37 protein-coding genes are annotated in these 22,015 nt (G+C 41.8%); 33 read left to right on the top strand and 4 right to left on the bottom strand.

Features of this window, described 5'->3' with window-relative positions; translation table 11 throughout:
• Positions 1-20 precede the first annotated feature (20 nt).
• The 28 genes from rpsQ to A374_RS17190 all read left to right on the top strand — a co-directional run bounded on the left by rpsQ (position 21) and on the right by A374_RS17190 (position 15,494).
• Positions 21-284: a 30S ribosomal protein S17 gene (gene rpsQ, locus A374_RS17325; RefSeq protein WP_007203542.1), complete on the top strand. Its 264-nt coding sequence runs from the start codon at positions 21-23 to the stop codon at positions 282-284.
• A gap of 44 nt (positions 285-328) precedes the next feature.
• Positions 329-697 (top strand): 50S ribosomal protein L14, encoded by a 369-nt coding sequence (rplN, locus tag A374_RS17320; RefSeq protein WP_007203541.1) that lies wholly within the window; start codon positions 329-331, stop codon positions 695-697.
• 62 nt (positions 698-759) lie between these two features.
• Positions 760-1,068 (top strand): 50S ribosomal protein L24, encoded by a 309-nt coding sequence (gene rplX / locus A374_RS17315; RefSeq protein WP_007203540.1) that lies wholly within the window; start codon positions 760-762, stop codon positions 1,066-1,068.
• Between the two features lie 24 nt (positions 1,069-1,092).
• Positions 1,093-1,632, top strand: a complete 540-nt coding sequence (gene rplE, locus A374_RS17310; protein WP_007203539.1) for a 50S ribosomal protein L5 — start codon at positions 1,093-1,095, stop codon at positions 1,630-1,632.
• A 27-nt stretch (positions 1,633-1,659) separates the two neighbouring features.
• Positions 1,660-1,845: a 30S ribosomal protein S14 gene (gene rpsN, locus A374_RS17305; RefSeq protein ID WP_007203538.1), complete on the top strand. Its 186-nt coding sequence runs from the start codon at positions 1,660-1,662 to the stop codon at positions 1,843-1,845.
• Positions 1,846-1,877: 32 nt separating this feature from the next.
• Positions 1,878-2,276 (top strand): 30S ribosomal protein S8, encoded by a 399-nt coding sequence (rpsH, locus tag A374_RS17300; protein ID WP_007203537.1) that lies wholly within the window; start codon positions 1,878-1,880, stop codon positions 2,274-2,276.
• A 28-nt stretch (positions 2,277-2,304) separates the two neighbouring features.
• Complete coding sequence (rplF, locus tag A374_RS17295) at positions 2,305-2,841, top strand: 50S ribosomal protein L6 (protein ID WP_007203536.1); 537 nt, start codon at positions 2,305-2,307, stop codon at positions 2,839-2,841.
• Between the two features lie 36 nt (positions 2,842-2,877).
• Positions 2,878-3,240, top strand: coding sequence for a 50S ribosomal protein L18 (gene rplR / locus A374_RS17290; protein WP_007203535.1), 363 nt, complete (start codon positions 2,878-2,880; stop codon positions 3,238-3,240).
• 17 nt (positions 3,241-3,257) lie between these two features.
• A complete protein-coding gene (gene rpsE, locus A374_RS17285) occupies positions 3,258-3,758 on the top strand; it encodes a 30S ribosomal protein S5 (RefSeq protein WP_156793268.1) in 501 nt (166 codons plus the stop codon).
• Between the two features lie 14 nt (positions 3,759-3,772).
• Positions 3,773-3,961 carry a 50S ribosomal protein L30 gene (rpmD, locus tag A374_RS17280; protein ID WP_007203533.1) on the top strand — a complete coding sequence of 63 codons (189 nt, stop codon included), beginning with the start codon at positions 3,773-3,775 and terminating at the stop codon, positions 3,959-3,961.
• 31 nt (positions 3,962-3,992) lie between these two features.
• Positions 3,993-4,433: a 50S ribosomal protein L15 gene (rplO, locus tag A374_RS17275; RefSeq protein ID WP_007203532.1), complete on the top strand. Its 441-nt coding sequence runs from the start codon at positions 3,993-3,995 to the stop codon at positions 4,431-4,433.
• A complete protein-coding gene (secY, locus tag A374_RS17270) occupies positions 4,433-5,734 on the top strand; it encodes a preprotein translocase subunit SecY (protein WP_007203531.1) in 1,302 nt (433 codons plus the stop codon). The genes rplO and secY overlap by 1 nt, the downstream gene beginning before the upstream one ends.
• Before the next feature lie 73 nt (positions 5,735-5,807).
• Positions 5,808-6,461, top strand: coding sequence for an adenylate kinase (locus A374_RS17265; protein WP_007203530.1), 654 nt, complete (start codon positions 5,808-5,810; stop codon positions 6,459-6,461).
• A complete protein-coding gene (gene map, locus A374_RS17260) occupies positions 6,458-7,204 on the top strand; it encodes a type I methionyl aminopeptidase (RefSeq protein ID WP_007203529.1) in 747 nt (248 codons plus the stop codon). Before A374_RS17265 ends, map begins: the two co-directional genes overlap by 4 nt.
• Positions 7,205-7,218: 14 nt before the next feature.
• Positions 7,219-7,542, top strand: coding sequence for a KOW domain-containing RNA-binding protein (locus tag A374_RS17255; protein ID WP_007203528.1), 324 nt, complete (start codon positions 7,219-7,221; stop codon positions 7,540-7,542).
• Positions 7,535-7,753 carry a translation initiation factor IF-1 gene (gene infA, locus A374_RS17250; RefSeq protein WP_007203527.1) on the top strand — a complete coding sequence of 73 codons (219 nt, stop codon included), beginning with the start codon at positions 7,535-7,537 and terminating at the stop codon, positions 7,751-7,753. Before A374_RS17255 ends, infA begins: the two co-directional genes overlap by 8 nt.
• Before the next feature lie 34 nt (positions 7,754-7,787).
• On the top strand, positions 7,788-7,901 hold the full coding sequence (gene rpmJ / locus A374_RS17245; RefSeq protein ID WP_007203526.1) for a 50S ribosomal protein L36: 114 nt from the start codon (positions 7,788-7,790) through the stop codon (positions 7,899-7,901).
• Between the two features lie 19 nt (positions 7,902-7,920).
• Positions 7,921-8,286, top strand: a complete 366-nt coding sequence (rpsM, locus tag A374_RS17240; protein ID WP_007203525.1) for a 30S ribosomal protein S13 — start codon at positions 7,921-7,923, stop codon at positions 8,284-8,286.
• Positions 8,287-8,305: 19 nt separating this feature from the next.
• Positions 8,306-8,704 carry a 30S ribosomal protein S11 gene (gene rpsK / locus A374_RS17235; RefSeq protein WP_007203524.1) on the top strand — a complete coding sequence of 133 codons (399 nt, stop codon included), beginning with the start codon at positions 8,306-8,308 and terminating at the stop codon, positions 8,702-8,704.
• Between the two features lie 168 nt (positions 8,705-8,872).
• Positions 8,873-9,817: a DNA-directed RNA polymerase subunit alpha gene (locus tag A374_RS17230; protein ID WP_007203523.1), complete on the top strand. Its 945-nt coding sequence runs from the start codon at positions 8,873-8,875 to the stop codon at positions 9,815-9,817.
• 74 nt (positions 9,818-9,891) lie between these two features.
• A complete protein-coding gene (gene rplQ, locus A374_RS17225; protein ID WP_007203522.1) occupies positions 9,892-10,254 on the top strand; it encodes a 50S ribosomal protein L17 in 363 nt (120 codons plus the stop codon).
• A gap of 96 nt (positions 10,255-10,350) precedes the next feature.
• Entirely contained in the window at positions 10,351-11,190 is an 840-nt protein-coding gene (locus A374_RS17220; protein ID WP_007203521.1) for an energy-coupling factor ABC transporter ATP-binding protein, read from the top strand.
• Positions 11,166-12,044, top strand: coding sequence for an energy-coupling factor ABC transporter ATP-binding protein (locus A374_RS17215; RefSeq protein ID WP_007203520.1), 879 nt, complete (start codon positions 11,166-11,168; stop codon positions 12,042-12,044). Before A374_RS17220 ends, A374_RS17215 begins: the two co-directional genes overlap by 25 nt.
• Positions 12,034-12,834: an energy-coupling factor transporter transmembrane component T family protein gene (locus A374_RS17210; protein WP_007203519.1), complete on the top strand. Its 801-nt coding sequence runs from the start codon at positions 12,034-12,036 to the stop codon at positions 12,832-12,834. Before A374_RS17215 ends, A374_RS17210 begins: the two co-directional genes overlap by 11 nt.
• Before the next feature lie 15 nt (positions 12,835-12,849).
• A complete protein-coding gene (gene truA / locus A374_RS17205; protein ID WP_007203518.1) occupies positions 12,850-13,587 on the top strand; it encodes a tRNA pseudouridine(38-40) synthase TruA in 738 nt (245 codons plus the stop codon).
• A 228-nt stretch (positions 13,588-13,815) separates the two neighbouring features.
• Positions 13,816-14,253 (top strand): 50S ribosomal protein L13, encoded by a 438-nt coding sequence (rplM, locus tag A374_RS17200; protein WP_007203517.1) that lies wholly within the window; start codon positions 13,816-13,818, stop codon positions 14,251-14,253.
• A gap of 18 nt (positions 14,254-14,271) precedes the next feature.
• On the top strand, positions 14,272-14,664 hold the full coding sequence (rpsI, locus tag A374_RS17195; RefSeq protein WP_007203516.1) for a 30S ribosomal protein S9: 393 nt from the start codon (positions 14,272-14,274) through the stop codon (positions 14,662-14,664).
• A 119-nt stretch (positions 14,665-14,783) separates the two neighbouring features.
• A complete protein-coding gene (locus A374_RS17190) occupies positions 14,784-15,494 on the top strand; it encodes a DUF421 domain-containing protein (RefSeq protein WP_007203515.1) in 711 nt (236 codons plus the stop codon).
• A 38-nt stretch (positions 15,495-15,532) separates the two neighbouring features.
• Here A374_RS17190 and A374_RS20945 read toward each other — a convergent pair whose 3' ends face one another.
• Entirely contained in the window at positions 15,533-15,703 is a 171-nt protein-coding gene (locus tag A374_RS20945; RefSeq protein WP_007203514.1) for a type II toxin-antitoxin system antitoxin, read from the bottom strand.
• A 12-nt stretch (positions 15,704-15,715) separates the two neighbouring features.
• Positions 15,716-16,582, bottom strand: a complete 867-nt coding sequence (locus tag A374_RS17185) for an SPFH domain-containing protein (protein ID WP_007203513.1) — start codon at positions 16,580-16,582, stop codon at positions 15,716-15,718.
• Between the two features lie 193 nt (positions 16,583-16,775).
• Here A374_RS17185 and A374_RS17180 point away from each other — a divergent pair, with 193 nt between their 5' ends.
• From A374_RS17180 to A374_RS17170, 3 genes are all read left to right on the top strand, one after another.
• On the top strand, positions 16,776-17,216 hold the full coding sequence (locus A374_RS17180; protein WP_007203512.1) for a DUF2521 family protein: 441 nt from the start codon (positions 16,776-16,778) through the stop codon (positions 17,214-17,216).
• Positions 17,217-17,278: 62 nt separating this feature from the next.
• On the top strand, positions 17,279-18,007 hold the full coding sequence (gene cwlD, locus A374_RS17175; protein WP_007203511.1) for an N-acetylmuramoyl-L-alanine amidase CwlD: 729 nt from the start codon (positions 17,279-17,281) through the stop codon (positions 18,005-18,007).
• 77 nt (positions 18,008-18,084) lie between these two features.
• Positions 18,085-19,110: an Mrp/NBP35 family ATP-binding protein gene (locus A374_RS17170; protein WP_040340716.1), complete on the top strand. Its 1,026-nt coding sequence runs from the start codon at positions 18,085-18,087 to the stop codon at positions 19,108-19,110.
• Between the two features lie 48 nt (positions 19,111-19,158).
• Here the strand turns inward: A374_RS17170 and gerD are convergent, their stop codons facing one another.
• On the bottom strand, positions 19,159-19,782 hold the full coding sequence (gene gerD / locus A374_RS17165; protein WP_007203509.1) for a spore germination lipoprotein GerD: 624 nt from the start codon (positions 19,780-19,782) through the stop codon (positions 19,159-19,161).
• A 150-nt stretch (positions 19,783-19,932) separates the two neighbouring features.
• Between gerD and A374_RS17160 the strand changes: the two genes are divergently transcribed.
• Entirely contained in the window at positions 19,933-20,556 is a 624-nt protein-coding gene (locus tag A374_RS17160) for a KinB-signaling pathway activation protein (RefSeq protein ID WP_007203508.1), read from the top strand.
• 80 nt (positions 20,557-20,636) lie between these two features.
• Here A374_RS17160 and pdaB read toward each other — a convergent pair whose 3' ends face one another.
• The gene (gene pdaB, locus A374_RS17155) at positions 20,637-21,395 is read right to left on the bottom strand and encodes a polysaccharide deacetylase family sporulation protein PdaB (protein WP_007203507.1); all 759 of its coding nucleotides are present in this window, start codon (positions 21,393-21,395) and stop codon (positions 20,637-20,639) included.
• 145 nt (positions 21,396-21,540) lie between these two features.
• Here pdaB and A374_RS17150 point away from each other — a divergent pair, with 145 nt between their 5' ends.
• Entirely contained in the window at positions 21,541-21,759 is a 219-nt protein-coding gene (locus A374_RS17150; protein ID WP_007203506.1) for a hypothetical protein, read from the top strand.
• Positions 21,760-22,015 lie beyond the last annotated feature (256 nt).

Here is a 22,015-nt window from a genome sequence, read left to right as displayed (position 1 = left end):
TAGGAGAGGAGGTTCGCCCGATGAGTGAACGTAACCAGCGTAAAGTGTATGTTGGCCGTGTTGTCTCTGACAAGATGGACAAAACAATCACTGTGCTTGTAGAGACATACAAAAAACACCCTTTATACAACAAGCGTGTTAAGTACTCTAAGAAATTTAAGGCTCATGATGAAAACAACACTGCTAAGGTAAATGATTTAGTTAAAATCATGGAAACTCGTCCGCTTTCTAAAGACAAACGTTTCCGTCTAGTAGAAGTGGTTGAAGAAGCAGTAGTTATTTAATATATGTTCGGATCTAAACTGTATCCGAAAGGAGGTCAATTCGCATGATTCAACAAGAGACTCGTTTAAAAGTAGCTGATAACTCTGGTGCTCGTGAGTTACTTACTATTAAAGTTCTTGGTGGTTCTGGGCGTAAATACGCTAACATCGGTGATATCATCGTTTGTACTGTAAAATCCGCTACACCAGGTGGCGTTGTCAAAAAAGGTGATGTCGTTAAAGCTGTAGTAGTTCGTACTAAACGTGGTGTTCACCGTAACGACGGTTCTACAATCCGCTTCGATGAGAACGCGGCTGTAATCGTTCGTGATGACAAAGGTCCTCGTGGTACTCGTATCTTCGGACCAGTTGCTCGTGAACTTCGTGACAAACAATTCATGAAGATTGTTTCACTTGCTCCGGAAGTACTTTAATTTTTCAAAAGAATGCAAGACTCTAATGAAGGCTTGTAAGGAGGTGCAACACGCTCATGCCAATGCATGTTAAAAAAGGCGATAAAGTACAAGTGATTTCTGGTAAGGATAAAGGCAAACAAGGAGTAATTCTTGAAGCTTTTCCAAAACAAAATCGTGTCCTTGTAGAAGGCGTTAATATCGTTAAGAAGCATTCAAAACCATCTCAGGTTAACCCGCAAGGCGGAATCGTTAGCCAAGAGGCTCCGGTTCACGTTTCTAACGTAATGCCTCTAGATCCGAAGACAAATGTTCCTACTCGTGTAGGTTACAAAGAAGTCGACGGTAAAAAAGTTCGTGTAGCTAAATCAGGTGAAGTATTAGATAAATAATCGCAGTGAAAGGAGGGCATCTTGATGAATCGTCTACAAGATCGTTATAAAAGTGAAATCGTTTCTTCTCTAGTTGAGAAGTTCAACTACACTTCTGTAATGGAAGTCCCAAAGATCGAAAAAATCGTAATCAACATGGGTGTTGGTGATGCAGTTTCCAACTCTAAAGTATTGGATACAGCAGTTGAAGAACTAACAGCAATTGCTGGTCAAAAGCCAGTAATCACTCGTGCTAAGAAATCTATCGCAGGCTTCAAGCTTCGTGAAGGGATGCCGATCGGTGCAAAAGTAACGCTTCGCGGAGAACGCATGTATGATTTCTTAGACAAGTTAATTTCCGTTACACTTCCACGTGTTCGTGACTTCCGTGGTATTTCAAAGAAAGCTTTTGATGGCCGTGGTAACTACACTCTTGGTGTAAAAGAGCAATTGATCTTCCCAGAGATCGATTACGATAAAGTAAACAAAGTTCGTGGTATGGACATCGTTATCGTAACGACTGCTAACACGGATGAAGAGGCTCGTGAACTACTTACTCAAGTAGGTATGCCTTTCCAAAAATAATCTTTTTAGCCAAAGGAGGGTAAACCCGTGGCAAAGAAATCGATGATTGCTAAGCAACAACGTCAGCAAAAGTTCAAAGTGCAGGAGTATACTCGCTGCGAACGATGCGGGCGTCCTCATTCAGTAATCCGCAAGTTTAAATTGTGCCGTATTTGCTTTAGAGAACTTGCTTATAAAGGTCAAATTCCTGGCGTTAAAAAAGCCAGCTGGTAATACCCTGAACAAAGGGAAGGAGGTAAATATCAATGGTCATGACAGATCCAATTGCAGATATGCTTACTCGTATTCGCAACGCAAACACTGTTCGTCACGATAAATTAGAGGTTCCAGGCTCTACAATCAAGAAAGAGATCGCTGAAATCCTTAAGCGTGAAGGCTTTGTTCGTGATGTTGAATACATCGAGGATAGCAAACAAGGAATGATTCGTATCTTCCTTAAGTACGGTTCAAACAATGAGCGTGTAATTACTGGTCTTAAACGTATCAGTAAACCTGGATTGCGTGTATACGCGAAATCTACTGAGCTTCCACGAGTACTTGGAGGACTTGGGATTGCGTTAGTATCAACATCTAAAGGTATCCTTACTGACAAAGAAGCTCGTCAACAAAAAGTCGGCGGCGAAGTATTAGCATACGTTTGGTAAAAATTAAGTAGCGAATGGAGGTGTCACTATGTCTCGCGTAGGTAATAAACCTGTGGAAATTCCAAGCGGAGTAACGATCGAGAACAAAGATAACTTTGTAACTGTAAAAGGTCCAAAGGGAGAATTGTCTCGTCAATTCCACAAAGATATTAAAATTAATGTAGCAGAAAGCACGATCACTTTTGAGCGCCCGAGCGATCACAAAGAGCACCGTGCTTTACACGGAACAACTCGTAGCGTTCTTAACAACATGGTTATCGGTGTAACAGCTGGTTACGAGAGAGCACTTGAAATTATCGGTGTCGGTTACCGTGCTTCTAAATCCGGAAACAAACTAATCCTTAACGTTGGATACTCTCACCCAGTTGAGATTACACCTGAACAAGGACTAGAAGTCGAAGTTCCTTCTAACACGAAAGTGATCGTAAAAGGAATCGACAAACAACGCGTTGGAGAACTTGCTGCAAACATCCGTTCAGTACGTGCTCCTGAGCCTTACAAAGGTAAAGGAATTCGTTATGAAGGTGAATTTGTACGACGCAAAGAAGGTAAAACTGGTAAATAAAGGCCGTTAACAAGTTAGCGGAAAGGAGTGCATAGGATGATCACTAAAGCGGATAAAAATGTCGCTCGTAAAAAAAGACATGCTCGTGTTCGCCGCTCAGTTATCGGTACTGCAGAACGTCCTCGTTTGAACGTATTCCGTTCAAGCAAGCACATTTATGCTCAATTAATCGATGACACAAACGGTGTAACAATCGCTTCAGCTTCTACCCTTGATAAAGGTATGGATGTGAAGAATGGTGGTAACGTCGACGCTGCTAAAGCAGTTGGCTCAGCAATCGCTAAAGCTGGTTCTGAAAAGAACGTGAAAAACGTTGTTTTCGACCGCGGCGGATACTTATACCATGGACGTGTTAAAGCATTAGCTGATGCAGCTCGCGAAGCTGGATTAGAATTTTAATAGAAGGAGGGAACCTACTGATGCGTATCGACCCTAATAAACTTGAACTTGAAGAACGAGTCGTAACGGTCAACCGTGTAGCGAAGGTTGTTAAAGGTGGACGTCGCTTCCGCTTTGCTGCAGTCGTTGTCGTTGGAGACAAAAATGGTCATGTAGGATTTGGAACTGGTAAAGCACAAGAAGTACCAGATGCAATCCGTAAAGCTATTGAAGACGCAAAGAAAAACTTAATTACAGTACCTGTTGTTCGTACAACAATCCCTCACCAAATTACAGGACGATTTGGCGCAGGAAACGTATTACTAAAACCTGCATCTGAGGGTACTGGAGTTATTGCCGGCGGACCAGTCCGTGCGGTATTGGAGCTTGCTGGTATCGGCGATATCCTTTCTAAATCACTTGGATCTAACAACCCAATCAACATGGTGCGTGCTACGATCGAAGGATTAAAAAATCTTAAACGCGCTGAGGACGTTGCGAAACTTCGTGGCAAATCAGTACAAGAGCTTTTAGGTTAAGGAGGGAACTATAGATGGCTAAGAAATTAGAAATCACCCTCACTCGCAGTGTTATTGGTCGTCCTGAAAACCAACGTATCACTGTTAAGACACTAGGTCTTAGAAAAATGCATCAAACTGTAGTACATGAAGACAATGCTGCTATTCGCGGAATGGTAAACAAAGTCTCTCATCTACTAACTGTTAAAGAAATCCAAGCATAAAACGTTAAATAAATCATGAGGAGGTGCTCAGATGAAACTTCATGAGTTAAAGCCAGCTGAAGGATCCCGTTCTACACGTAACCGTGTTGGTCGTGGTATCGGTTCAGGTAACGGTAAAACAAGTGGACGTGGTCACAAAGGTCAAAAAGCTCGTTCCGGCGGAGGTGTTCGTCCGGGATTCGAGGGTGGTCAGAACCCGCTTGCACGTCGTTTGCCTAAGCGTGGATTCACAAACCCAACTCGTAAAGAGTATGCAATTGTAAACCTTGATAAACTTGCTCGTTTCGAAGAAGGTACAGAGGTAACTCCAGAACTTCTTCTTGAAACTGGTGTAGTAAGCAAGGAAAACAGCGGAATTAAAGTTCTAGGAAATGGCAAGTTAGGAGTTAAGCTTACAGTTAAGGCGCACAAGTTCTCTGCTTCTGCTAAAGAAGCAATTGAAGCAGCCGGCGGAAAAACTGAGGTGATCTAATGTTCCGGACAATCTCCAACATTATGCGTGTGAGTGATCTAAGAAATAAGATTCTATTCACGCTCCTGATGCTTATCGTTTTCAGGATTGGAACTTTTATTCCGGTTCCTGGTGTGAATCGAGATGTTCTAGAGTTTTCCAGTGGAAACAATGCTAGTATTTTTGGGTTCTTAAACACGTTCGGTGGTGGAGCATTAAAAAACTTCTCCATCTTTGCAATGGGTATTATGCCATACATTACAGCATCAATCATTGTTCAGCTGCTTCAAATGGATGTAGTTCCAAAGTTTACTGAGTGGAGTAAGCAAGGTGAAGTGGGCCGAAAAAAATTGGCTCAGTTCACACGGTACGGTACAATCGTTCTAGGCTTTATACAAGCTGTTGGTATGTCAATTGGCTTCAACAAATTGTTTCCTGGTTTGATTTCAGATCCTAGTTGGTCAACGTACTTGTTTATTGCAACAGTTCTAACAGCAGGAACGGCTTTCTTGATGTGGCTAGGTGAGCAGATTACCCTTAAGGGAATCGGAAATGGTATTTCCGTTATCATTTTCGCGGGGATTGTCGCAGCTATTCCTACAGCAGTTACACAGATATATCAAGCGCAATTTAGTGGCGCAAACGATCAGTTATTCTTACCGATCGTAACGGTACTAGTGTTATTGGTCGCTATTATATTAATTGTTGTCGGCGTTATCTATATTCAACAAGGTTTGCGCAAGATCCCGATTCAGTATGCAAAACGAGTCGTTGGAAATAAGCCTGTTGGCGGTCAATCAACACATTTGCCGATTAAAGTAAATGCTGCGGGTGTTATTCCGGTTATCTTTGCGATTTCCCTACTCGTAACACCGCGCACAGTAGCAAACTTTTTTGAGCAAAACAGTGTGACAAAATGGATTGTCAATACGTTTGACTACACCCAGCCAGTCGGAATGATTATATATGCGCTTTTAATTATTGGATTTTCATACTTCTACACGTTTATTCAAGTTAACCCTGAACAAATGGCGGATAACTTAAGAAAACAAGGTGGCTACATCCCAACGGTTCGTCCAGGGAAAGACACTGAGAAGCATATTACGAAAATTCTATATCGGTTAACTTTTGTAGGATCTCTATTCCTTGCGTTGATCGCTATTCTCCCGGTTTTATTTACATCAATTCCAGGGCTTACGCTTCCACCATCCATTCAAATTGGAGGAACGAGCTTGCTGATTGTTGTAGGTGTGGCTTTAGACACTATGAAGCAAATTGAGAGTCAGTTAATTAGACGACACTACAAAGGCTTTATTAAGTAGAGGAAAGGGAAGACGTTTCTTCCCCGCCCTTCACTCGTGTCTAGCTAAGATTAGTGGCATATGGAGGGATTAGATGTATCTTGTATTAATGGGATTGCCTGGTGCCGGCAAAGGGACACAGGCAGAAAAAATTGTCGAGCAGTATGGAATTCCACATATTTCTACAGGAGATATGTTTCGAGCAGCCATTAAAGAGGGAACACCTCTTGGTCTAGAAGCAAAGTCCTATATGGATTCTGGTAACCTCGTTCCAGATGAAGTAACGATCGGAATTGTCCGTGAACGACTTGCTAAAGACGACTGCGAGAAAGGATTCTTGCTGGACGGTTTTCCTCGTACGGTCGCTCAAGCAGAAGCGCTTGAAGCAATTCTTGACGAATTGAATCGCCCAATCGATTATGTATTAAATGTTTCTGTTGCTACAGAAAAGTTAATGGATCGATTGACAGGACGTCGTATTTGTCCAGAGTGTGGTACTACGTATCACGTCATTTTCAACCCACCTAAAGTGGAAGGGAAATGTGACAAAGATTGCGCCGAGTTGATTCAACGTAAAGATGACAACGAAGAAACGGTTCGAACGCGTTTGGAAGTTAACATTGAACAATCCAAACCGTTGCTTGATTTCTATGAAGAAAAAGGTTATTTGAAATCAATTGATGGCAATCAAGAAATCAACAATGTATTCTCGGATATAAATTCACTCATTGGGGGATTGGCGAAATGATCATCTGCAAAACGCCGCGCGAGATTGAAATCATGCGGGAAGCAGGGAGAATTGTTGCCCTAACTCACCAAGAGTTACAGAAACACATTAAACCTGGTATAACAACGAAAAAACTAGACCGCATTGCGGAAAAGTTCATCCGTTCACAAGGTGCAACACCTTCATTTAAAAACTATAACGGTTTTTCCGGAAGTATTTGTACTTCTGTTAATGAAGAGCTTGTACATGGAATACCTGGCAGTCGAGTATTGAACCATGGCGACATTATCTCAATAGATATTGGGGCGAAATACAAAGGCTATCACGGTGACTCTGCCTGGACGTATGGAGTTGGTGAGATTTCTGATGAAGCTCAGCGACTTCTTGATGTAACGGAACAATCTCTTTTTAAAGGGTTGGAAAAAGCAAAAGCTGGTGTTAGACTTTCCGACATTTCTCATGAGATTCAAGTGTATGCAGAGGCCGAAGGGTTTTCTGTCGTACGTGAATACGTGGGTCATGGTGTTGGCCAGGAGCTTCATGAAGCTCCGCAAATTCCTCATTATGGACCACCTGGTAAAGGGCCGGTTTTAAAAAAAGGAATGGTCTTGGCAATTGAGCCAATGATCAACGCGGGCTCTCGTTACGTTCGAACATTATCCGATAACTGGACGGTTGTCACAACGGATGGCAAATGGTGTGCTCATTTTGAACATACTGTGGCTATTACGGAGAATGGCTATGAAATTTTAACAAAAATCTAGTCGAAGGTGATATAATGGGTAGCGATTCCCATTCTGTTCCTCACATAGGACAGATGGTCACTGTCACAAAAGGAAAAGAACAAGGCTGCTATGCGGTAATTGTTTCAATCCCGAATGACCGGTATGTGTTGATTGCCGATGGTAGTAAGTACACGTATGATCGCGCCAAACGTAAAAACCTATTGCATCTAGAGTTGTTAGATCATATCTCTCCGGAAGTGGCAAGAAGTATTCTTGAAACAGGCCGTGTAACTAATGGCAAACTACGGTACGCAGTAGCGAAGTTTTCCGACGAGAAAGTCATTGCTCTGAAGAAGGGAGACCATATCGATGGCTAAAGACGATGTAATTGAAGTGGAAGGTACGGTAATCGAACCACTTCCAAACGCCATGTTCCGAGTGGAGCTTGAAAATGGACATAAAATTCTGGCGCACGTTTCCGGTAAAATCCGTATGCACTACATTCGTATCTTACCAGGAGACAAGGTAACCGTTGAATTGTCTCCATATGACTTATCACGTGGTCGTATAACATATCGCTTTAAATAAAAATCGTACTCCGTGACATAAGGAGGTTTAAAAGATGAAGGTTAGACCATCAGTCAAACCCATTTGTGAAAAATGTAAAGTAATCCGTCGTAGAGGTACTGTAATGGTGATCTGCGAAAACCCTAAGCATAAGCAAAAACAAGGTTAATCCAAGGAGGTGCTAAACTATGGCACGTATTGCAGGAGTAGACATTCCACGCGATAAGCGTATTGTCATTTCATTAACGTATATTTTTGGAATCGGTAAAACTAGAGCTCAACAAGTTCTTGCAGAAGCTGGTGTATCCGAAGAAACTCGTGTGCGTGATCTTACAGAAGACGAGTTGAACAAAATCCGTGAAGCTGTCGACAAGATTAAAGTAGAAGGTGACCTTCGTCGTGAAGTGTCTCTTAACATCAAACGTTTAATCGAAATCGGAAGTTTCCGTGGGATCCGTCACCGTCGTGGCTTACCAGTTCGTGGTCAAAATACGAAGAACAACTCTCGTACTCGTAAAGGACCTCGTCGTACTGTAGCGAATAAGAAAAAATAAGCAAAGGAGGTAATCTCTAATGGCGAAGCAACAACGTAAAACAAATACACGCAAACGTCGTGTAAAAAAGAATGTTGAAACTGGTATTGCACATATCCGTTCTACATTTAACAACACAATCATTACAATCACTGACACTCACGGGAACGCGATCTCTTGGGCCACTTCTGGTCACATGGGCTTCAAAGGCTCTCGTAAATCTACTCCATTCGCAGCGCAAATGGCAGCTGAAACTGCTGGTAAAACTGCAATGGAACACGGCATGAAAACTCTTGAGGTTTCTGTTAAAGGCCCTGGTGCTGGACGTGAAGCTGCAATTCGTGCCCTTCAATCTGTAGGTCTAGAAGTAACAGCGATTCGCGATGTTACACCTGTTCCTCATAACGGATGCCGTCCTCCAAAACGTCGCCGCGTGTAACTTGTTTTTTACTCGCGGTATAAGTTGTTCATAACCTGTCTATAATGGTTATGAATAATATATGTTTTGGCGAAGAACACTAACAAGTTGTTTTAGTCGGTAATCCATTGGGGAATTTCGACTGGATGATCCAGTCGAGGTTCGACGTTTGAAGGAGGGTTTAGTTGAATGATCGAAATCGAAAAGCCAAGAATTGAAACGGTTGAAATCAGCGACGATGCCACATATGGAAAGTTTGTTGTTGAACCACTTGAGCGTGGATATGGTACTACATTGGGCAACTCCTTACGTCGTATCCTATTATCATCATTGCCTGGTGCCGCTGTTACTTCGATTCAGATTAATGGCGTATTGCATGAATTTTCTACAGTTGAAGGTGTTGTTGAGGACGTTACAACGATCATCTTGAACTTGAAAAAACTTGCAATGAAAATTTATTCTGACGAGGAAAAAACCCTCGAAATCGATGTACAGGGTGAAGGAGTCGTTACTGCCGGAGACATTACACATGATAGTGATGTTGAAATTCTGAATCCTGATCTTCATATTGCTACGCTAGCAGAAGGTGCTCATTTCCAAATGAAGTTAACTGCTAAGCGCGGACGCGGCTACGTCCAAGCAGAAGGAAACAAATCAGAAGATCAACCGATCGGAGTTATTCCGGTTGATTCTATTTACACGCCTATTTCTCGTGTAAACTATCAAGTTGAAAATACTCGTGTCGGTCAAGTAACGAACTATGACAAACTTACATTCGACATCTGGACTGACGGAAGCATTCGTCCGGAAGAGGCGGTTTCTCTTGGAGCGAAGATCATCACCGAACATTTAAATATATTTGTCGGCCTTACAGATCAAGCGCAAAAAGCAGAGATTATGGTTGAAAAAGAAGAAGATCAAAAGGAAAAAGTTCTTGAGATGACGATCGAAGAACTTGATCTTTCTGTGCGTTCTTACAACTGCCTTAAGCGTGCTGGAATTAACACAGTTCAAGAGCTGGCTAATAAATCGGAAGAAGACATGATGAAAGTTCGTAACCTCGGAAAGAAATCTCTTGAAGAAGTTCAAGAGAAGCTAGATGAGCTCGGGCTTTCCTTACGTGCCGAAGATTAATTAACAGTCTAGAAACTTATTAATGGGCGTTTTTTCGCCTGTTTTACAAGAGGCATTGAAGGAGGGAAATAGACATGGCATACCAAAAGTTAGGTCGTGTTTCTGCTGTTCGCCGCGCAATGTTGCGTGACTTAGCGACAGACTTAATCATCAACGATCGTATCGAAACAACTGAAGCGCGTGCGAAAGAAGTACGTAAATTCGTTGAAAAGATGATCACGCTTGGTAAGCGTGGAGATCTTCACGCTCGTCGTCAAGCAGCTAGCTTCGTTCGTAATGAAGTTGCTAACGAAGAAACTGGACAAAAGGCACTTCAAAAGCTATTTAGTGACCTTGGACCACGTTACGCTGAGCGTAATGGCGGATACACTCGTATCGCTAAGATCGGTCCTCGCCGTGGTGACGGTGCACCAATGGTCATCATCGAGCTAGTTTAATACAGAATAAAGGGCGGGACAGGGTCGTAATGATCGTTTCTTGCCCTTTTTTTATACCTATAGAATGAAATGAGCCGAGCCTAGGAGGAGTAAAGAGTGAAGGAATTGATCACCGTTAGAGACGTATCCTTCCAGTACCCGAATGAAGATAAAGAAGCGCTTCGTAACTTGTCACTTTCGGTGTACAAAGGAGAATGGTTAGCCATTGTCGGTCATAATGGATCGGGAAAATCCACGTTAACGAAACTGTTAAATGGTTTATTATTGCCAACAGCAGGTGAGATTAGCGTAGAAGGTTATTCCACAGCGAAAGAAGACGAATTATGGGACGTACGCCGTCGTGTTGGGATTGTATTTCAAAATCCTGATAATCAATTTGTTGGAACGAGTGTACGAGATGATGTTGCTTTTGGTTTAGAAAACTTTGGCGTCCCTCGTGATGAAATGATTCAGCGAATTGAAGATAGCGTGCGCCGTGTAAATATGTCGGCCTTTATCGATGCGGAGCCCCACCATCTTTCCGGAGGACAAAAGCAACGGGTGGCGATTGCTGGCATTATCGCTCAAAAACCTTCCATCATTATTTTAGATGAGGCAACGTCTATGCTTGATCCTATGGGTAGAAAAGAAGTAATAGAGACGGTAAAAGAGCTGAATGAAAAAGAAGGCATTACCGTCATTTCAATTACACATGACCTAGAGGAAGCAGCTAAGGCAGATCGTGTCATTGTGATGATGCAAGGTGAGGCGAAGTCACAAGGCACACCACGTGAGGTTTTTCAAAATGAGCAGCTTTTATTAGAAGCTGGTCTCGACTTACCTTTTTCGCTAAAGCTCGGACTCGCTCTTAAAGAACAGGGTGTGCCGCTTAAGGAGCAATATATTACACAAGAAGAATTGGTGGACGCGTTATGGACATTACACTCACAGGGTTAACTCATCGATATAAACCGAAAACACCATTTGAACGCCTCGCCTTGGATGATATTCACCTTTCAATTACTTCTGGCTCCTTTCTTGCTATTATCGGTCATACCGGTTCTGGAAAATCAACCTTAATCCAGCATTTGAACGGGCTCTTAAAACCTTCAGAAGGAACGATGCAAGTCGGGAACTTGACGCTTAGTGCTCAGGGGAAAAAACAACCGTTAAAGGAACTCCGCCGTCGCGTGGGGATTGTTTTTCAATACCCTGAACATCAATTGTTTGATGAGACGGTTGAGAAGGATGTCATGTTTGGTCCGATGAACTTCGGAGTGAGTGAAGAGCAGGCACGCCAAAGAGCGCATGCAATGATTGAACTTGTTGGGTTGCCAGCAGAAGTGCTAACGAAGTCTCCCTTTGACCTAAGCGGTGGACAAATGCGCCGGGTAGCAATAGCTGGTGTGTTAGCCATGGAACCAGAGGTACTCGTCTTAGACGAACCGACGGCAGGATTAGATCCGAAAGGCCGCAGAGAAATAATGGACTTGTTTTATCGTTTGCATAAGGAAAAGGGATTAACGACCATACTCGTTACCCATTCGATGGAGGATGCGGCACATTATGCTGATCGTATCGTCGTTATGGAGCAAGGACGCGTTTATTTAGAAGGAACCCCATCAGAAGTATTCCGGGAACGAGAAATGCTTCAGAGGGCCAGTCTAGACGTTCCAGAGACGCTTCAGTTTTTATTAGAATGGCAACAACGTAGTAAACAAGCATTAACACTCTCTTCCTTTACCATCGAGGATACGGCACGTGTCATTGCTCAGTCCTTTGGAGAAAAGGGGGATGAACATGCTAGATAATATTATTATCGGGCAATACCTCCCTGGGCAATCAGTGCTGCATCGGATGGATCCACGAGCAAAATTAAGCGCCATTTTTCTGTACATTATCGTTGTGTTTTTAGCGAACAATTGGCTGACGTATGCAATCGTTGGTGTTTTTGCCCTTTTTACGATTGCGCTCTCACGCGTATCGCTTCGTTATATTTACAAAGGAATGAAGCCCGTCATTTTAATCGTACTGTTTACGTTTATTCTTCAAGTGTTATTAACGCGTGAAGGCGCGGTTCTTTATGATCTTCGGTGGTTTAAACTATATGATGGTGGTTTACGACAAGGGATTTTTATTTCATTACGGTTACTTTATTTAGTGATGGTAACGTCCCTCTTAACGTTAACGACAAAGCCGCTTGATATTACAGATGGTCTAGAAAGTCTTCTAGGGCCATTGAAAAAAATCAAACTGCCTGTTCATGAGTTTGCGCTCATGATGTCCATCGCGTTACGTTTTATCCCAACGTTATTACAAGAAACAGAGAAGATTATGAAGGCACAAATGGCACGTGGTGCAGAGTTTACAACAGGCCCTATCCTGCAGCGATTAAAAGCATTTGTCCCATTGCTTATTCCGTTGTTTATCTCTTCGTTTAAACGAGCGGAAGACTTGGCACTTGCTATGGAAGCGCGCGGCTATCGTGGCGGGGAAGGACGTACGCGGCTTCGCGTATTGAAATGGACAGGAAAAGACACGATCGCTCTTTTCGTATTGGTTGTGCTCGCGGTAGGATTATACGTGCTTCGAACCCATTAAGAGAAGGAGTCTTTTATGTCACGCTGGAAAGCAATCGTAAGCTATGATGGAACGAACTTTCTCGGCTATCAAGTACAAGCAAGTGGCCGGACTGTTCAGCAAGAAATTGAAACGGTGCTAAAAAAGATGCATAAAGGCTTAGCTGTTCGCATTGCAGCATCGGGGCGAACGGATGCTGGCGTTCATGCAATCGGTCAAGTCATTCATTGGGATAGCGCGCTAACACTCGCAAGTGAGGCGTGGAAAAAGGCACTGAATGCCATGCTCCCACATGATATTCATATTGAGAAGGTTGAGCGGGTGAACGATGATTTTCATGCACGATATGGTGCAGTTAAGAAAACGTATCATTATCATCTTCATATAGGCAGTGAGCCCAACGTATTCAATCGTCATTTTGCCTATCACTTTCCATACCCACTCGCACTGGCTCCAATGAGAGAAGCGATGGAACGCCTTTGTGGTACCCATGACTTCACTTCCTTTTCCTCTGCGCGTTCTACCGTAGAAGATAAAGTGCGTACAATTTATTCTTATGAGGTACAGGAGCGGGGGCAAGAACTGATTTTCAAAGTAACAGGTAGCGGTTTTTTATACAATATGGTTCGTATTATGACGGGTACCTTGTTAGATGTAGGCCAAGGGCGAATATCGCCTGCTGCGATTGACGAAATGTTGTTAGCAAAAAATCGAGAGGCAGCAGGAAAAACAGCGCCGGCACATGGGCTATACTTATACGAAGTCCAGTATTAAAATTCCAAAAAATACCCACGGAAATTTCGTGACACACTTGACATCGTTGTTTATCTGTTATAAGATATTCTTTGGTATTTCTAAGATTATCTCCCTGCCCCGGAAGATGGTCGGACGAAATGTTAAGTGATTCAAAAATGTTTAAATGATCAGTCTTGATCAGCATTTAAGCAGCATTTATAAAAAAATTAAGCGATTGAGCGAACGAAGATACAGGAGGGAAAATTCATGCGTACGACATTCATGGCGAAAGCTTCTGAAGTAGAACGTAAATGGTTGTTGATCGACGCTGAAGGTAAGACTTTAGGTCGCCTTGCAAGTGAAGTTGCAGCAATCCTTCGCGGAAAACACAAACCAACTTTTACACCACACGTTGACACTGGGGATCATGTAATCCTAATCAACGCTGAGAAAATTCACCTTACAGGTAAAAAACTAAGTGACAAGATTTACTACCGTCACACTGGTCACCCAGGTGGACTTCGCACAAGAACTGCATTAGAAATGCGTACAACTCGTTCTGAGCAAATGCTTGAACTAGCGATCAAAGGTATGCTTCCAAAGAACAGCCTTGGCCGTCAAATGATTAAAAAGCTTCACGTATACGCTGGAGCTGAGCACCAACATCAAGCACAAAAGCCAGAAAAATACGAATTACGCGGATAATAAAAGGGAGGTATTCACGTGGCACAAGTACAATATTACGGTACTGGGCGTCGTAAGCACTCCGTTGCTCGCGTACGTTTAGTTCCTGGTGATGGCCGTATCGTTATCAACGGTCGCAGCATTGACGAATATTTCGGTTTAGATACTCTTAAACTTATCGTAAGACAACCACTTAACGAAACTGGAACAGAAGGTAACTACGATGTTCTTGTAAACGTACAAGGTGGAGGCTACACAGGACAAGCAGGAGCGATCCGTCACGGAATTTCTCGCGCTCTTCTACAAGCTGATCCAGAATTCCGCGGCAACCTTAAAGCTGCTGGTTTCTTAACTCGTGACGCTCGTATGAAAGAACGTAAGAAATACGGTCTTAAAGGCGCTCGTCGTGCACCACAGTTCTCAAAACGTTAATCAATACGTTTCAAAAGACTCTCAAGCATTTGCTTGGGGGTCTTTTTTTAGTGTCTAGCATTGTTACGCGTATAATGTCTCATCCTCCGACTGACACTACCAAAAGGAGTGTGATGTATATGGAGGAGCATTTATCAATTATCTGGCGTTCATTGCTTGCTTTTCTATTGTTTATGATAATTGCTCGCATGCTTGGCAAGCAAATGCTATCATTTCTCACGTTAAACCATTTTATAGCCGCAGCAACGCTTGGTTCCATTACAGGAAACCTTGCGTTTAACTTAGATGTTGGTGCGATGCATACTGTGACAGCGATGGGTGTGTTCTTCTTTACTGCTATTTTCACATTGTGGTTAACGTTAAAAAGTCGAAGAGCACGAAGGTGGATTTCAGGAGAACCGACCGTCGTCATTGAGGATGGAAAAATTTTAGAAACGAATATGAAAAAAGCGAAATTTGATATTGATAATTTAAATCAAATGTTGCGTCAAAAGGGAATCTTCAATGTGGATCATGTTCAGTATGCGATTTTAGAATCAAATGGACAGCTATCTGTTCGGAAAAAGTATGAATTTCGAATGGCTCGCCGCAAAGATTTGCCAACGTTTAAGCCAGCTACAACGGTTTTTCCTGTTGAACTCATTATTGAAAAACAAATACTGAAACAAAATTTAGCACATAACGATTTAACAGAAGAATGGTTACACAAGGAACTACGTAACCGAAAGCTTTCGCTCGAGGATATATATTATGCCGTGAAAGGAACGAAAGGGCAGCTCTATTTTGATTGTTACAATGATGGCATTCAGTCACCCATCGATAAAGAGTAAAAGAAAAACTGCCGTTAATGATAACAGGCAGTTTTTATTTACGTTTCTTTTTTCACTTTTGGCGGGTAGCGTTTTGCTTTTTTGGCAGCTTCCTTTAGAAGCATTTCAATTTGAGCATTTACACTTCTTAATTCATCATCCGCCCATTTTTCAATAGCCGCGTACAACTGAGGATCAAGTCGTAGCGGATAGGCTTTTCGTTTGGCCATACAATCACACCTTTAATGGATGCTGCCGGCATTAATAATCGGTTGGTTTCCTTTTTCCGAGACGAGTGACACTAAGAGGTTGTTCACCATGGACGCTTTCTTTTCCTCATCTAACTCGACGACATTCGTTTCATCCAATTGTTCAATGGCTGCTTTAACAAGTCCAACGGCGCCGTCTACAATTACTTTTCTAGCAGAAAGAACGGCTTGAGCCTGTTGACGCTGCAACATCGCAGCTGCAATTTCTGAAGAGTACGCTAAGTGCATAATGCGTGCTTCTGTGACGACAACGCCAGCGACTGTTAATCGATCTTGTAGATCATTTGCAAGAATTCCGGCAATTTCTTCAGAGTTTTTCCGAAGTGACAAATGAGATTCATCATCATGATTGTCATAGGAGTATTTGCTTGCAATGTGACGCAAGCCGGTTTCGCTTTGCAGCGCAACGAAGCGTTCGTAATTTTGAACATCGAAAATAGCCTTTGAAGCATCTGTGACGCGATAGACAACGACAGCTGCAATTTCAATCGGATTTCCATCATAGTCATTTACTTTTAAGCGATCAGAGTTAAAGTTAATCACTCGAAGCGATACGTTATTGCGTACAGAAAACGGAATGGTAAACCAGAAGCCTTGTTCCTTTAGCGTGCCAACATACGTACCTAAAAATGTTAGCACTTTGGCTTGATTTGGTTCGACAACCGCAATGCCGGTTAAGGTTACTATAGCGATGATACCAAATAAGCCGGTGCCAATAAAGTATAGTGGCTGCTGTCCTTGATATCCTGGCCAAAAGAATGCAAATGCAATACCTAAGCTAATGAGAACTAATAGCAAGCCAACAAAGCCATTCGTTTTCCATGCTTGTCTTTCTGTCATGTTACGATCATCCTTCCCTTTTTACATATCAAAGTGATATCACTATTATATCAACTTATCCTAAATTTGCCACTATTTTTTTCCCATCATTTATGAAGGATGAGGATGTGGAATATTGCAGAACATGTAAGTATGGTGAATTCACGATAGAGAGAAGTGATTAGCGCAAAAAAGCGCGGGAAGAGGATTAATCATGGCGATTGTGATCACAAATTTTAGGGAGAAGCAACGTTCGAAGAAAATGGATTATGAACGAAAGGTGTTGCGTGACCTTTCATTAGGGCAATTACGCAAAGAATTTCAGCAAATTTTCCGACCGTTTTTTGAGTATTCATTACTGTATCAGCAAGAAATTGAAGATGCTTGTATTGATATCGCGATTGATGCGTATTTGTTAGGAGCTGCGTACAGTCGATTTGCTTATCATGGGGAAACGCTTAACGACATCAGAAACCGTAGCTCTGTGCAAGAAAATGAACTCGTTGAAAGTTTATTTGATTATTGGCAGTTCTGGTGCTGGGGAACAGAACCGATGATGGAGTCATTACAGCAATGCTGCCAATTTTATGTTGAGCGTTGGTGGCAAGAAGGGTATCGTAATGGTGAAAAAAGGTATAAAATGCGCTTGCATTAAGGTATAATCTTGTCCCTCTCCTTATATATATGACGTATAGGTCTGTTATGTGGAGGGGCTTGATGAGAAGACGGGGAAAGCAACTTGCCTTTGTTAGTGGATTTGTTTTATTGCTATTTTTATTCAGTTATCAATTTACAGAGCAACATGTAATAAAAACATGGAACCTACCGCTGTCGGGGAAAGTCATTATTTTAGATCCTGGTCATGGAGGGATGGATGGCGGTGCCGTTGGTAAGGGTGGCGTGTTAGAAAAAGATATTACCCTTGATATATCTTTAAAGCTTAGGGATTATCTCCAAGAAGCGGGTGCGCTTGTTATTATGACCCGAGAGCGGGACAAGGATCTTGGAGATCCTAGTGTGGAAAAAGTGCGGAAGCGGAAGATGCAGGATTTACGTAAGCGTAAAGAGATTATAAATGGTTCTCACGGGGACTTATATGTGAGTGTTCATTTAAATGCTCTGCCTGCTTCACAATGGCGAGGAGCGCAAGTATTCTTTCATCCGAGCGACAAGCAAGGAGCCACGGCGTCTAAATTTATCCAAGCTGAGCTTAAACGAAATTTAGAAAACACGAATCGAGTGGCTAAATCAATTGATGGAATTTATTTATTACGAACGAGTAAGCTGCCAGGCACACTCGTTGAAGTAGGATTTTTATCAAACCCTTCAGAACGTGAATTGTTAAAGACGAAGACGTATCAAATGAAAATATCCGCCTCCATTTATCAGGGCATTTTACGTTACTATACAAATGAAAAAGTACCAAAAGATGGCGCGGGACAATGAACCGCGTCTTTTACCTGTAGATGGGAAGAACTATGCTATACTATGTATGAAATCGAATACATATGAAGGGACGTGCCATCATGACAGAAGAAAAAGTAATGGAGCTTTTAGCAAAAATACAAGATCCTTTTTTACATAAAAGCCTTGCCGAATCAGGTGCGATTCAGGAAATTAAATTAAAAGAAGGCTATGTAAGCCTAAAGATCGCGTTGCCACAAACAGGTACACCAGAACAAATGATGCTTCAACAAGAGGTTGTTGCCGCATTAAAAAGTGAAGGAGTAGAATCGGTCGGATTACGTTTTGAAGAACGTAAAGAGGCTACTTCGGCTCCAAGTGCAGCACCAGGCTTACTGTCACCAGAAAGTAAAACACAATTTATTGCTATTGCTAGTGGTAAAGGTGGCGTGGGGAAATCAACGGTTTCTGTTAACTTAGCTGTAGCGCTTGCGCGACTTGGTAAAAAAGTTGGTCTTGTTGATGCAGATATATATGGATTTAGTATCCCTGATATGATGGGAATTACGGAACGACCACAAGTGGTAGGCGAAAGCATTCACCCTGTCGATCGTTTCGGTGTAAAAGTCATATCAATGGCCTTTTTTGTAGAAGATAATGCACCAGTTATTTGGCGTGGGCCGATGCTTGGAAAAATGCTAAATAACTTCTTTAGTGAAGTAGCATGGGGAGATTTAGACTATGTGCTTCTCGATTTGCCACCAGGCACAGGAGACGTAGCGCTTGATGTTCATAAAATGCTTCCTAAGTGTAAAGAAATTATTGTGACTACGCCACATGCGACAGCAGCATTTGTAGCAGCACGTGCAGGGACAATGGCATTGAAGACAGATCATGAAATTCTTGGCGTGATTGAAAATATGGCGTATTTTGAAAGCAAAGTAACAGGTGAGAAGGAATATGTTTTTGGTAAAGGTGGCGGCGAGCGGTTGTGTGATGAGTTAAGCGTGCCGATGCTCGGTCAGCTTCCACTCGGACAACCTGACTTTGATGAAGAAGACTTTGCGCCAAGTGTCTATGCGCGCGATCATAAGCTTGGCCGTATCTATGAAGATATTGCCCAAAAGGTCATTAAACAGCTATAAACGAAAAAGAAGCCAAACAGCGTATATGTTTGGCTTCTTTTTACTTCGTTAAGATTTCTTTTCGCCTTTATCTTGTGTGCCACCTTTAGCGCCACCTTTTTTCATCGACTGATCAATTTCCTCATGAGCTGCTTTCTTTAACATTTCAGCAACTTGGGCTTTAACAAGAGGACTTTGGAAGGTTTCCATCATAATTTTCTTTACTTCTTTTCGATATTCAGGACTATTTGCTACTTCAAGAAGCTTCTTTCCGATCTCAGGGCTCTTTAAAATTTTCATGACTTCCGCTTGATAAGCTGGATCTTTCATTAAATCCTTCATGAGCTTTTCGTGTTCTTTTTTCATGCTTTTTGCATACGTTGCAGCAAATTTCGGATCTTTAAAGGATTCTTCCCAAAACTTCTCCCCTTTTTTAGAAAGAAGCTCTTTTTCAATCGTTTGTTTAATCATTTCTTGATCGAACAATAAGTGCTTTTTCATCGACTGATCGGTTAAAACGTCCGACATTGCTTTTTTACCATCATCAGTTTTTAAAATATCGATGAGCATTTTCTTTGTTGCATCATAATCCATGTTTGGTGAGGAATTCCCTTGTGCTTCCTTCTCTGCACACCCGCCTAGTGTGAAAAGAAGAAAACAGAATAAACAGGCGGCTGTAAGTATTTTTTTCACGTCTGCTCCTTCTCCTTTCTTTGTGTTTCTTACCTATAGTGTGATACGGAACAGAAGATTTAACCGTTGAAAAAATAGGAAACAGAGTGGATTTTTTTGGTATAGATTGGTACAATCGATAACGGTTACATAAGGATAGGAGGCAGACATGTGAAGTCACGAAATTGGGTCTTTTTATTTGTTAGCACATTGCTTTTAGGAATTGGCTGTGCCTTTGTGGCAGGCTTACTAACGCAATTTCCAACAAACGGAAGTGTGAAAGAGTTCTTTCTTTATTTGCTTGGGTTAGCGGGCTTCGGTGCGCTCTTTAGTGTCTTTAGTCAAATGGGCTTTTTTGCGTACTTAACAGTCCATCGTTTCGGTTTAGGGGTTTTTAAATCACATAGCCTTTGGAATGGTGTCCAAATTGTCCTTATTAGTGTTACGTTGTTTGATTTATTTTATTTGCGCTATACTGCTTTTTATAAAGAAGGACAAAGTATGCTTTCATATATTCTTGTTCCGGTAGGTATGTTCGTTCTCGGGTTAGTGGTCGCCTACGTGAAACGTGTACAAACGAATAAAGGCGCCTTTGTGCCTACCTTGTTTTTTGTGATTGTCGTTACGTCCGTAGAATGGGTTCCTGTATTAAAAACAAATGCAGGCAGTGCCCTATGGATGGGAATAGCTACCCTTGGTACGTGTAATGTATACCAAATTTTAATGTTGCACCGGTTGATACGAAAAAATCAACGCACAACTGAAAAAACAGTACCAAAACAAAAACAAGCGTAAAAGATGGAGAAAAAGTGTAGATAGAAGAGATGTGAAAAGAAATAAGAGAGCCTCCATATATAGTGGAGGCTCTCTTATGTTTAACGAACTTCTTCGCTATGCGCTTTTGTATTCGCAATCATTTCTTCAACGCTAACAAAGGAATAGCCATTGGATTTTAGTTTTCCGATGATTTCAGGTAATGCTTGTTCCGTTTGTTTAGCGGAATCAGACGCATGTAATAATAAAATATCGCCCGATTTCACCTTTTTTGTTGCATTTTTAACGATTTGATTAACACCAGGGTTGCGCCAATCCTTTGTATCAACACTCCAATGAACGATGGAATGCTTTAGTTTCTCAGACACATTTAAGACTCGTTGGTCAAAACTTCCGTTCGGTGGGCGGAGAAGGGACGTTGTTTTTCCGGACACCTTTTTAATTTTTTCTTGAGCGGTTAAGATATCTCGCCGAATTTGCTGATCCTCAAAACCAGTATAATCTTTAAATTGATAACCAAGACTTTCAAGTTCATGCCCATCTTTTACGATTCGCTCAACAATTTCAGGATGACGTTCTGCCCAAGCGGCTGATACGAAAAACGTACAGTTCTTAATGCCTTCTTTCTTTAACGTATCTAATATAGGTAGTGCGCGATGATCTCCCCAACTAATGTCAAAGGTTAAAGCAATGCGTTGTCCTGTTTCTTCTCCACGATAAATAGCGCGTGGCCCATCCTTTGTTGAGAATACGGCTAATTGCTCTTGTCCAAAAAAAGCGAGCGCGGCTGCAAAAAAGGCTGCAAAGACAATAATGATATATTGCTTAGCTTTCTTTCCATTTACAATGACAAACCTCATGCCCATCCCTCCTCATTTACTTTTTTATCATTCTCTCTAAAAAAGTGTATGTCCAAAAGGGACAAGATAGACCGACCATACATATAATCTGAAAAAAATGGAAAGACTGAACACGCGTTAAGGAATGACAGGAGGGTTAAGGTCAATGTTAGCAGTGATGCTATCTTTACACGAAGCGAAAGAAGTGGAGTATGTATTAAAACAAGAGTTAGAAAGTTTATTGTATGATCTACAAGATGAAAGTGTTAATGCGGACGTAAAAGCCATTCTTAGTGAACAATATCAATGCTTATTTAATGTTTATACGCGGTTTGCTGCTCCGAGTGATTGTATGAAGTTTTGTCGTAGAAAACGAAGTAACTAGCGGGTTAACGTGGTATAATGGGAACATTCGTCAGCTGTTAACAAAGGCGCAATATGAAAAACTTTAAAAAAGTTTCGAAATAGTGTTGACGTTAATTAGAAAGCCGTGATATAGTATTACTTGTCGCCGACGAGGTGACGCACACAACTGAAAAAACAACGAAAAAAGTTGTTGACTTTCAAGTTGTAACATGGTAAATTAATAAAGTCGCCAAAACGAGCGACACAAACAAAAATGTTCTTTGAAAACCAAACAA

It is taken from the genome of Fictibacillus macauensis ZFHKF-1, from assembly GCF_000269865.1.
Taxonomy (GTDB): domain Bacteria; phylum Bacillota; class Bacilli; order Bacillales; family Fictibacillaceae; genus Fictibacillus_C; species Fictibacillus_C macauensis.
Note: the sequence above shows the minus strand (reverse complement) of the source record. Positions and strands in the feature narration are given on the sequence as shown.

Bases quoted from the DNA above. Each gene is read 5' to 3' on its own strand.
- pdaB (WP_007203507.1), bottom strand. From the start codon at position 21,395: ATGAGGTTTGTCATTGTAAATGGAAAGAAAGCTAAGCAATATATCATT.
- infA (WP_007203527.1), top strand. From the start codon at position 7,535: ATGGCTAAAGACGATGTAATTGAAGTGGAAGGTACGGTAATCGAACCA.
- rplR (WP_007203535.1), top strand. From the start codon at position 2,878: ATGATCACTAAAGCGGATAAAAATGTCGCTCGTAAAAAAAGACATGCT.
- rpsQ (WP_007203542.1), top strand. From the start codon at position 21: ATGAGTGAACGTAACCAGCGTAAAGTGTATGTTGGCCGTGTTGTCTCT.
- rpsM (WP_007203525.1), top strand. From the start codon at position 7,921: ATGGCACGTATTGCAGGAGTAGACATTCCACGCGATAAGCGTATTGTC.
- A374_RS17265 (WP_007203530.1), top strand. From the start codon at position 5,808: ATGTATCTTGTATTAATGGGATTGCCTGGTGCCGGCAAAGGGACACAG.
- rplF (WP_007203536.1), top strand. From the start codon at position 2,305: ATGTCTCGCGTAGGTAATAAACCTGTGGAAATTCCAAGCGGAGTAACG.
- rplE (WP_007203539.1), top strand. From the start codon at position 1,093: ATGAATCGTCTACAAGATCGTTATAAAAGTGAAATCGTTTCTTCTCTA.
- secY (WP_007203531.1), top strand. From the start codon at position 4,433: ATGTTCCGGACAATCTCCAACATTATGCGTGTGAGTGATCTAAGAAAT.
- A374_RS17185 (WP_007203513.1), bottom strand. From the start codon at position 16,582: ATGACAGAAAGACAAGCATGGAAAACGAATGGCTTTGTTGGCTTGCTA.
- cwlD (WP_007203511.1), top strand. From the start codon at position 17,279: ATGAGAAGACGGGGAAAGCAACTTGCCTTTGTTAGTGGATTTGTTTTA.
- map (WP_007203529.1), top strand. From the start codon at position 6,458: ATGATCATCTGCAAAACGCCGCGCGAGATTGAAATCATGCGGGAAGCA.
- rplX (WP_007203540.1), top strand. From the start codon at position 760: ATGCATGTTAAAAAAGGCGATAAAGTACAAGTGATTTCTGGTAAGGAT.
- A374_RS17150 (WP_007203506.1), top strand. From the start codon at position 21,541: ATGTTAGCAGTGATGCTATCTTTACACGAAGCGAAAGAAGTGGAGTAT.
- A374_RS20945 (WP_007203514.1), bottom strand. From the start codon at position 15,703: ATGGCCAAACGAAAAGCCTATCCGCTACGACTTGATCCTCAGTTGTAC.
- rpsK (WP_007203524.1), top strand. From the start codon at position 8,306: ATGGCGAAGCAACAACGTAAAACAAATACACGCAAACGTCGTGTAAAA.
- rplQ (WP_007203522.1), top strand. From the start codon at position 9,892: ATGGCATACCAAAAGTTAGGTCGTGTTTCTGCTGTTCGCCGCGCAATG.
- rpsH (WP_007203537.1), top strand. From the start codon at position 1,878: ATGGTCATGACAGATCCAATTGCAGATATGCTTACTCGTATTCGCAAC.
- A374_RS17180 (WP_007203512.1), top strand. From the start codon at position 16,776: ATGGCGATTGTGATCACAAATTTTAGGGAGAAGCAACGTTCGAAGAAA.
- truA (WP_007203518.1), top strand. From the start codon at position 12,850: ATGTCACGCTGGAAAGCAATCGTAAGCTATGATGGAACGAACTTTCTC.
- rplM (WP_007203517.1), top strand. From the start codon at position 13,816: ATGCGTACGACATTCATGGCGAAAGCTTCTGAAGTAGAACGTAAATGG.
- A374_RS17230 (WP_007203523.1), top strand. From the start codon at position 8,873: ATGATCGAAATCGAAAAGCCAAGAATTGAAACGGTTGAAATCAGCGAC.
- rplN (WP_007203541.1), top strand. From the start codon at position 329: ATGATTCAACAAGAGACTCGTTTAAAAGTAGCTGATAACTCTGGTGCT.
- A374_RS17190 (WP_007203515.1), top strand. From the start codon at position 14,784: ATGGAGGAGCATTTATCAATTATCTGGCGTTCATTGCTTGCTTTTCTA.
- A374_RS17255 (WP_007203528.1), top strand. From the start codon at position 7,219: ATGGGTAGCGATTCCCATTCTGTTCCTCACATAGGACAGATGGTCACT.
- rpmJ (WP_007203526.1), top strand. From the start codon at position 7,788: ATGAAGGTTAGACCATCAGTCAAACCCATTTGTGAAAAATGTAAAGTA.
- rpmD (WP_007203533.1), top strand. From the start codon at position 3,773: ATGGCTAAGAAATTAGAAATCACCCTCACTCGCAGTGTTATTGGTCGT.
- A374_RS17215 (WP_007203520.1), top strand. From the start codon at position 11,166: ATGGACATTACACTCACAGGGTTAACTCATCGATATAAACCGAAAACA.
- A374_RS17210 (WP_007203519.1), top strand. From the start codon at position 12,034: ATGCTAGATAATATTATTATCGGGCAATACCTCCCTGGGCAATCAGTG.
- rplO (WP_007203532.1), top strand. From the start codon at position 3,993: ATGAAACTTCATGAGTTAAAGCCAGCTGAAGGATCCCGTTCTACACGT.